Raw genomic sequence first — 8,428 nt, 5'->3', positions numbered from 1 at the left:
TGCGCAGGCGGTCCCGCACATGCACCCGCGTCACGCCGAGCGCGGCCATCAGCGCCGCGTGCCGCGCGCCGAGGCGTGTGCCGGGCGCCAGCACCGCGCCGGGCGCGTCGCCGGCGGCGACCCGGGGCGCGATCAACCCGTCCTGCTCGTCGCAGCCGCACACGCGGGATCCATCGGGCATGGTGCCCTCCCTCAGTTCCGACGTTGCCGCATCTCGGCGGCGATGGCGTCACATGCCGTCGCGTCCAGAACGCGGCGCGCGATTGGCAGGACCTCCTCCTCCTCGGTGGTCAGGCGATGGCGGTAGAGCTGCGCGAAGGCCAGGGCCGTCGCAGCGAAGCCGTCCGGCGCTGCGTGGCCCGCGGCGATCGGTGCCAGGGCATCCCGGACCTTCTGGCGGAGATCGCGCAACGCGAGGTCCTCCGCCTCGAGCCGGACCACGAGTGCAGGCGCGGCGCCGGCCAGGCGCGGCAGGAGGCTGTCGGCCTCGTCGGTCAGGTGCATCGGCAGCTCGCAGGCGAGCCAGGCGACGAGCGCCTTGGCGATCGCAGGCTGGGCGGCCCCGTGCGCGTGCCGCGCCAGGCGCTCCAGATGGCCGAGCAGCGCGCGCTGGCGACCATGCTCGGCGGCCAGGAAGGCGCAGGGATCAGCGAGGAGGTCGGACCCGAGGCCGCCCACCTCCGCCTCGACCGCGTCCATCGCATCCTCCCGCTACTGCACGAGGGGGCCGGAGGCGGCGCCGTCGAAGGCGTAGCCCTCGATCTTCGCGCGGGAGCCCAGCACGGCGAGATACTGCCGCGCCGCCGCCTCCCAGGAGGCGCGGACGAGGTCGCGGGCGACGTCGTCGGCAACGTCCTCGAAGGCCACCGAGCGCGCCGGCAGGTGGCGATGCACCTGCACGACGTGCAGCCCGTACCGCGTGGGCACGGGTTCGGGGAGGAGCCCGCCGGCCGCGGCACCGGCGAGCGCCGCCTCGAATTCCGGCACTGTGGAGCCGCGAGGGATGCGCCCGAGGTCGCCGCCATCTTCCCGCGACGGACAGTCCGAGTGGCGCCGCGCGAGCTCCGCCAGGCGCCACGGCGCCGCCGTGACCTGCGCGAGCAGGTCGCGCGCCCGTGCCTCGGCGGCGGCGCGCTCCCCCGGCACCTCCGGATCGGCGGCGATCAGGATGTGGCTAGCCTCCCAGCCTTCCGGCCGGCCGAAGCGCTCCGGGTGGGCGGCGAACCAGCGGCGGCAGGCTGCCTCGTCCGGTGTCGGGATGCGGATCTCCGCGGCAAGGAGCGCTGAGATCGCCGCGTCCTCCTCCGCCTCGCTGGCCGCGGCGGTGCCGGCCTCGGCCGCCGCGTCGAGCAGCAGGCGACGCACGACCAGCGCGCGCGCGGCCGCCTCCCATGCCGCGCCGGCGCTGTCAGCGGGGTGATGCTGCATCTCGGCGGCGACATCGTGCGCGGTGATGACGCTGCCGTTCACGACGATGTCGTGCTCGGGCAGCGTGGGCCCCTGCGCCTTCGGCGCAGGCGTCGGGGGCGCGGGACGCGGATGGACGTGGATGGCCATGGCCCTCACTCCGCCGGAACGCGTGGGCGCTGGTCCGCCAGGGCTGGCGCCGGGACGGGGGCGAGGCCTGGGCGCTGCACGGGGCCAGGTCGCGCGGTCGAACCGCCGCGCACGCGCACGATCTGCCACGAACGGAACAGGTACCAGACCGGCGCGGAGAAGATGTGCACGAGGCGCGTGAACGGCGTGACGAGGAACAGCGTCATGCCGAGCACCAAGTGCGCGAGATAGGGGAAGTCGAGTCCTCGAATGAGATCCGCTGCACCGCCCTGCAAGGTGACGATCGCCTGCGCCCAGCCAGACAGCTTGAGCATCGCCACGCCATCGCTGTGACCGAGCGAGAAGGGCAGCGTGACGAGGCCGAGGGTGAGCTGCACCCAGAGGAGCAACAGGATGAAGGTGTCCGCATAGGTGGAGGTGCGGCGGATGCGCGCATCGTAGAGCCGCCGGTGCAGCAGCAGCGACAGGCCGACGAAGCAGACGGCGCCGGCGATACCGCCCGCGGCCACCGCCACGAGCTGCTTGTCGGCCGGCGCGATCGCCCATTCATAGGCCCAATGCGGCGTCAGCAGCCCGAAGAAGTGGCCGAAGAACAGGAACAGGATGCTGTAGTGGAAGAGGTTCGAGCCCCAGCGCAGCTGCCGCGCACGCAGCATCTGCGACGAGCCGGAGCGCCAGGTGTACTGGTCGCGGTCGAAGCGGATGAGCGAGCCGATCACGAACACGCCCATGCAGATGTAGGGGTAGATTCCGAACAGGAAATCGTGGAGGTAGTCGGCGAAGCCGGTCCAGACGACGGACATGGCGTCCCTCCTTCAACGGATGGCGTGGCTGGCGCGCAGCGCGCGCAGGCGGTCGATCATGGCGCCCACCTTCGCGCGGGCGCCTTGCTTGTCGGGGTCGGACTCGGGGCCGAAGACGACTGGCTCGGCCTCCCAGGCAGCGTCGAGCTCGGCGAACTCCTCGGCGTCGCTCCGTTCCTGCGCGGCCGTCGGCTGCTGCGTGGGGCGAAGCCCGGCCTCGGCGAGCGCGGCGGCGAGCACCGCGGCATAGGCGCGTGCATCGGCGCTGCCGCGGCCGAGCAGCTTCGCATGCAGGCCGTCGAGGATCGGCGCGCACTGCCCGAGGAGGTTCGCCGTCACGTCTGGCGGCGCATGCGCGCAGAACTCGAGGAAGAGCGGCAGGAAGTCGGGCAGCTCGCGCGCGTCCATCGCGAAGCCGGCATGCTCGTAGACCTGTGCAAGCTCGATCATCGCAGGGCCGCGGTTGCGGGTGTCGCCATGGACATGCTCGAACAGGTGCAGGCTGGTCTCGCGGCCGCGGTCGAAGAGGCGCACATAGGCCTCCTCGCGATCGAGTCCGTCGCCGAGACCGAGACGGCGGACGAGCCGCGCGAGGCGCGGCGCGAGGTCTGCGCGGAAGCCGGCGGTCGGGATCGCGCGTCCGATCTCCGGGAGGTTGGCCCGAAGCGCCGGGTCCGGGTAGCGCAGCAGGATCGAGAGGATGGCGAGGCGGCGGTTCATCGGCCGGTCTCCTGCGCAGCGGCGGCCGCCGCGGCCTCATTCGCCTCGCGGATCGCGGGCGGCGCCATGCGCCCGGCGGAGGGGCCGGTCGCGCTGAAGAGGTTGCCGACGGTGCGCCCGTCGTAGCAGCCCTGGCCGAAGCTGAAGCCACAGGACGACTTCAGGTCGAAGGCGTTCTCCGCGTACTCGCGGTGCGTCGAGGGGATGACGTAGCGGTCCTCGTAGTTGGCGATGGCCAGCGTCTGGTACATCGCCTCCACCTGCGACGCCGTCATCCCGACGCGCGCCAGGATCGCGGTGTCGTCTCGGCTCTCCACGGTGCGCGCCCGCATGTGCATGCGCATCGCCATCATCCGCTGGAGCGCGCTGATCACCGGCGCCTCGGCGCCTGCGGTCAGCAGGTTGGCGAGGTACTTCACCGGGATACGCAGGCTCTCGACGTCGGGCAGGCCATCCTTCCAGCCGACATGCCCGGCCTCGGCGGCCGCCTGCACGGGCGAGAGCGGCGGCACGTACCAGACCATCGGCAGCGTGCGGTACTCGGGGTGCAGCGGGAAGGCGATCTTCCAGTCGATTGCCATGCGGTAGACCGGGCTGCGGCGCGCCGCCTCGAGCCAGGCTTCCGGCACGCCGTCGGCGCGGGCCTGGGCGATGACCTGCGGATCCTCCGGATCGAGGAAGAGGTCGAGCTGTTCCTGGTAGAGGTGCTGCTCGTTCTCGGTCGCCGCCGCCTGCGCGATGCGGTCGGCGTCGTAGAGCATCACGCCGAGATAGCGGATGCGGCCGACGCAGGTCTCCGAGCACACCGTCGGCTCGCCGGCCTCGATCCGCGGGTAGCAGAAGATGCACTTCTCCGCCTTACCGGACTGCCAGTTGTAGTAGATCTTCTTGTAGGGGCAGGCGGAGACGCACATCCGCCAGCCGCGGCACTTCTCCTGGTCGATCAGGACGATGCCGTCCTCCTCGCGCTTGTAGATCGAGCCCGAGGGGCAGGAGGCGACGCAGGCCGGGTTGAGGCAGTGCTCGCACAGCCGCGGCAGGTAGAACATGAAGGTCTTCTCGAACTCGCCGTAGATCTTCTTCTGGATGCCCTCGAAGTTGCGGTCCGCGCTGCGCTTGCGGAACTCGGTGCCGAGGATCTCCTCCCAGTTCGGGCCCCACTTGATCTCCATTCGCTCGCCCGTCAGCAGGCTGACGGGCCGGGCGACCGGCATCGTCTCGCTCTCAGGCGCGGTCTGCAGGTGCGTGTAGTCGAAGGTGAAGGGCTCGTAGTAGTCGTCGATCTCCGGCAGGTTCGGATTGGCGAAGATGTTGGCGAGGATGCGCCACTTCGCGCCGATCCTGGGCTGCAGCGTGCCGTTGCGCTTGCGTGTCCAGCCGCCCTTCCAGCGGTCCTGGTTCTCCCAGTCCTTCGGGTAGCCGATGCCGGGCTTGGTCTCGACGTTGTTGAACCAGGCGTACTCGACGCCTTCGCGGCTGGTCCAGACCTGCTTGCAGGTGACGGAGCAGGTGTGGCAGCCGATGCACTTGTCGAGGTTGAGCACCATCGCGATCTGCGCGCGGATCTTCATGGCCTGATCTCCCGTCCCGTGCCGCGCTTCACTCGGCCGCCCGCAGGTCCGACGCCTGCGGGGTGATCCGTGGGCCATCCAGCCACTCGACGTTGGCCATCTTGCGCACCACCACGAACTCGTCGCGGTTGGTGCCGATCGTGCCGTAGTAGTTGAAGCCGTAACTCTGCTGGGCGTAGCCGCCGATCATGTGCGTCGGCTTGATCGTGGCGCGCGTGACGGAGTTGTGGATGCCGCCGCGGGCATGCGTGATCTCGCTGCCCGGCACGTTCACGATCTTCTCCTGCGCGTGGTACATCATGATCATCCCCTTCGGGACGCGCTGGCTGACGACGGCTCGCGCGCAGAGCGCGCCGTTCGCATTGAACGCCTCCACCCAGTCATTGTCCTCGACGCCCATCGCCTCGGCGTCGGTCTCGCTGATCCAGACGATCGGGCCGCCGCGCGAGAGCGTCAGCATGAGCAGGTTGTCCGTGTAGACGCTGTGGATGCCCCATTTCTGGTGCGGCGTGATGAAGTTGAGCGCCAGTTCGGGGTGGCCGTTGGGCTTCGCGTTGTGCAGTGCCTGGTGCGCACGGAGATCCACCGGCGGACGGTAGAGGCAGAGCGCCTCGCCGAAGGCGAGCATCCAGGGATGGTCCTGGTAGAGCTGCTGCCGCCCGCTCAGCGTGCGCCAGGGGATCAACTCGTGGACGTTCGTATAGCCTGCGTTGTAGCAGACCTCCTCGCTCTCGAGCCCTGACCAGATCGGCGAGGAGATGATCTTGCGCGGCTGCGCCTGCACGTCGCGGAAGCGGATCGCCTCGTGCTCCTTCGACAAGGCGAGGTGCCGGTGGTCGCGGCCGGTGGCCCTGCCCAGCGCCTCCCACGCCTTCACGGCGACATGGCCATTGGTTTCGGGCGCGAGGTGCATCAGTGTCTCGCAGGCGTCGATGTCGGTGTCCATGCGCGCCAGCTTGCCCTCGACGCCCGGCACCTCGACCTCGCCGTTCAGGTGGCGCAGGAAGCCGACCTCGTGATCGGTCTTCCACGCCATGCCCTTGCCGTTGTTGCCAAGCTTCTCCATCAGCGGGCCGAGCGCCGTGAAGCGGGCGAAGGTGTTGGGATAGTCGCGTTCCACCACGGTGACGATCGGCATGGTCTTGCCGGGGATCGGCTCTACCTCGCCCTTCTTCCAGTCTCGTACCCGGTGCGTCTGGCCGAGCTCGGCCGGGCTGTCGTGCATCAGGGGCGTCAGGACGACGTCGCGCTCCTTGCCCAGATGCCCTCGGCTGAGCGCGGAGAAGCGCTTCGCGATCCCCCGGAAGATCGCCCAGTCGGTGCGGCTCTCCCAGGCTGGGTCCACCGCTGCGGAGAGCGGGTGGATGAAGGGGTGCATGTCGGAGGTGTTGAGGTCGTGCTTCTCGTACCAGGTGGCCGTCGGCAGCACGATGTCCGAGTACATGCAGGTGGTGCTCATCCGGAAGTCGAGCGTCACCAGCAGGTCCAGCTTGCCCCGTGGCGCCTCGTCATGCCACGCGGCCTCATCGGGCTTGAGCGCGCCCTGCTCGCCGAGGTCCTTGCCCTGCACGCCGTGCTGCGTGCCGAGCAGGTGCTTGAGGAAGTACTCGTGCCCCTTGCCCGAGGAGCCGAGCAGGTTGGAGCGCCAGACGAAGAGGTTGCGTGGCCAGTTGGCGGGATGGTCCGGGTCCTCGCAGGACATCTCCAGCGTGCCGGACTTCAGGGACTGCGCGACGTAGGCCGGCACCTGCATGCCCGCAGCCTCGGCCTCCGCGGCGATCGTCAGTGGGTTGCGCGCGAGTTGCGGCGCCGAAGGCAGCCAGCCCATGCGCTCGGCACGAATGTTGAAGTCGATCAGTGCCCCGGTCAGCGGCTTCGGTGCCGTCGGCGAGAGCAGGTCCTTCACCTGCACCGTCTCGTAGCGCCACTGGTCGGTGTGCGCGTACCAGAAGGAGGTGCTGTTCTGCTGCCGCGGCGGCCGCGCCCAGTCGGTGGCAAAGGCGACCGGGATCCAGCCCGATTGCGGCCGCAGCTTCTCCTGGCCCACATAATGCGCCCAGCCGCCGCCCGACTGGCCGATGCAGCCGCACATCACCAGCAGGTTGATGATGCCGCGGTAGTTCATGTCGGAGTGGTACCAGTGGTTCAGCGCCGCTCCGAGGATCACCATGGACTTGCCGCGCGTCTTCTCGGCGTTGTCCGCGAATTCCCGCGCGACGGCGACGATCTGCGCGCGCGGTACGCCGCAGACCGCCTCCGCCCAGGCCGGGGTGTAGGGCGCCATCGCATCGTAGTTGGGGGTGCCGTTGCGTGCGACGCCGTAGTTCGCCAAGAACAGGTCGTAGACGGTCGCGACGCGGGCCACGCTGCCGTCAGCCAGCGTCACGGTGGCGACAGGCACCTCCCGCGTGACTGTGTCGCCGAGCCGGGTCGGATTGAAGAATTCGGGGGCGCCGTCGCCGAAGTAGGGAAACGCGACAGCCGCGGTCCCGCCGCCCGCGAGCGACAGGCGCGGCGTCACCGCTTCCAGCGTGCGGGCGTCCCGGCCCTCCAGGTTCCATTTGCCCTGCTCGCCCCAGCGGAAGCCGACCGAGCCGGTGGGGACGTAGGGCGCGCCCGTCGCGTCGTCGATCGCGACCGTCTTCCAGTCGGGGTTGTTCTGCTCGCCGGCGTTGTCGGGCAGGTCGCTCGCGCGCAACTGCCGATCCGGCACCAGGCGCCCATCCCGCTCGGTCAGCAACACCAGCATCGGCATGTCGGAATAGGTGCGGCAGTAGTCGAGGAAGTAGTCGCCGCGGCCCCTGGCGTGCCATTCGCTGAGGATGACGTGGCCCATGGCGAGCGCGAGCGCCGCATCCGTGCCCTGCTTCGGGTGCAGCCACAGGTCGGCGAACTTCGACGCCTCGGAATAGTCCGGCGTGACCGTCACCACCTTGGTGCCGCGGTAACGCGCCTCAGCCATGAAGTGGGCGTCCGGCGTGCGCGTCTGCGGCACGTTGGAGCCCCACATCATGATGAAGCCGGCGTTGTACCAGTCGGCACTCTCCGGCACGTCCGTCTGCTCGCCCCAGGTCTGCGGCGAGGATGGAGGCAGGTCGCAGTACCAGTCGTAGAAGGACATGCAGGCGCCGCCGATCAGCGAGAGATATCGGCTGCCCGCGGCGTAGCTCACCATGCTCATCGCCGGAATCGGCGAGAAGCCGATGATGCGGTCGGGACCGTGCTGCTTCGCGGTGTGGATGTTGGCGGCAGCGATGATCTCCTCCGCCTCGTCCCAGCCGGCGCGGACGAAGCCGCCCTGGCCGCGCACCTGCTGGTACTCGCGGCGCTTCAAGGGATCGGCCTGGATGGACTTCCACGCGGCGACCGGATCGGCGTGCTGCGCCCGCGCCTCGCGCCACATCCTGAGGAGGCGCTTGCGGATCATCGGGTATTTCACCCGGTTCGCGCTGTAGAGGTACCAGCTGTAGGACGCGCCGCGCGAGCAGCCGCGCGGCTCGTGGTTTGGCAGGCCGGGGCGCGTGCGGGGGTAGTCGGTCTGCTGCGTCTCCCAGGTGACGATCCCGCCCTTGACGTAGATCTTCCAGGAACAGGAGCCGGTGCAGTTCGCGCCGTGGGTGGAGCGTACGACCTTGTCGTGCGCCCAGCGCGACCGGTATGCGTCCTCCCAGGCGCGGCTTTCGGTCGTGGTCTCGCCGTGGCCGCCCGCGAAGGTGCCAGCGTACTTCTTGAAGTACGTCAGGCGGTCGAGGAAGTGGCTCATCTGTGCTTGTCCTT

General features: G+C 69.7%; 7 protein-coding genes. All 7 read right to left on the bottom strand.

What is annotated here, in order from left to right; all coding sequences use genetic code 11:
- The coding region (locus tag L2I40_RS03435; RefSeq protein ID WP_237213467.1) for a hypothetical protein at window positions 1–181 on the bottom strand (181 nt) is incomplete at its 3' end.
- An 11-nt stretch (window positions 182–192) separates the two neighbouring features.
- Window positions 193–699, bottom strand: a complete 507-nt coding sequence (locus L2I40_RS03430) for a hemerythrin domain-containing protein (protein WP_237213466.1) — start codon at window positions 697–699, stop codon at window positions 193–195.
- Between the two features lie 12 nt (window positions 700–711).
- Window positions 712–1,557: a peptidylprolyl isomerase gene (locus L2I40_RS03425; protein ID WP_237213465.1), complete on the bottom strand. Its 846-nt coding sequence runs from the start codon at window positions 1,555–1,557 to the stop codon at window positions 712–714.
- 5 nt (window positions 1,558–1,562) lie between these two features.
- Window positions 1,563–2,360: a respiratory nitrate reductase subunit gamma gene (gene narI, locus L2I40_RS03420; protein ID WP_237213464.1), complete on the bottom strand. Its 798-nt coding sequence runs from the start codon at window positions 2,358–2,360 to the stop codon at window positions 1,563–1,565.
- Between the two features lie 12 nt (window positions 2,361–2,372).
- The gene (gene narJ, locus L2I40_RS03415; RefSeq protein WP_237213463.1) at window positions 2,373–3,080 is read right to left on the bottom strand and encodes a nitrate reductase molybdenum cofactor assembly chaperone; all 708 of its coding nucleotides are present in this window, start codon (window positions 3,078–3,080) and stop codon (window positions 2,373–2,375) included.
- Window positions 3,077–4,651: a nitrate reductase subunit beta gene (gene narH / locus L2I40_RS03410; protein ID WP_237213462.1), complete on the bottom strand. Its 1,575-nt coding sequence runs from the start codon at window positions 4,649–4,651 to the stop codon at window positions 3,077–3,079. Before narH ends, narJ begins: the two co-directional genes overlap by 4 nt.
- A 28-nt stretch (window positions 4,652–4,679) precedes the next feature.
- Window positions 4,680–8,414: a nitrate reductase subunit alpha gene (locus L2I40_RS03405; protein ID WP_237213461.1), complete on the bottom strand. Its 3,735-nt coding sequence runs from the start codon at window positions 8,412–8,414 to the stop codon at window positions 4,680–4,682.
- Window positions 8,415–8,428: the final 14 nt, after the last annotated feature.

It is taken from the genome of Falsiroseomonas oryziterrae (genome assembly GCF_021864505.1).
Lineage (GTDB): Bacteria > Pseudomonadota > Alphaproteobacteria > Acetobacterales > Acetobacteraceae > Falsiroseomonas > Falsiroseomonas oryziterrae.
Note: the sequence above shows the minus strand (reverse complement) of the source record. Positions and strands in the feature narration are given on the sequence as shown.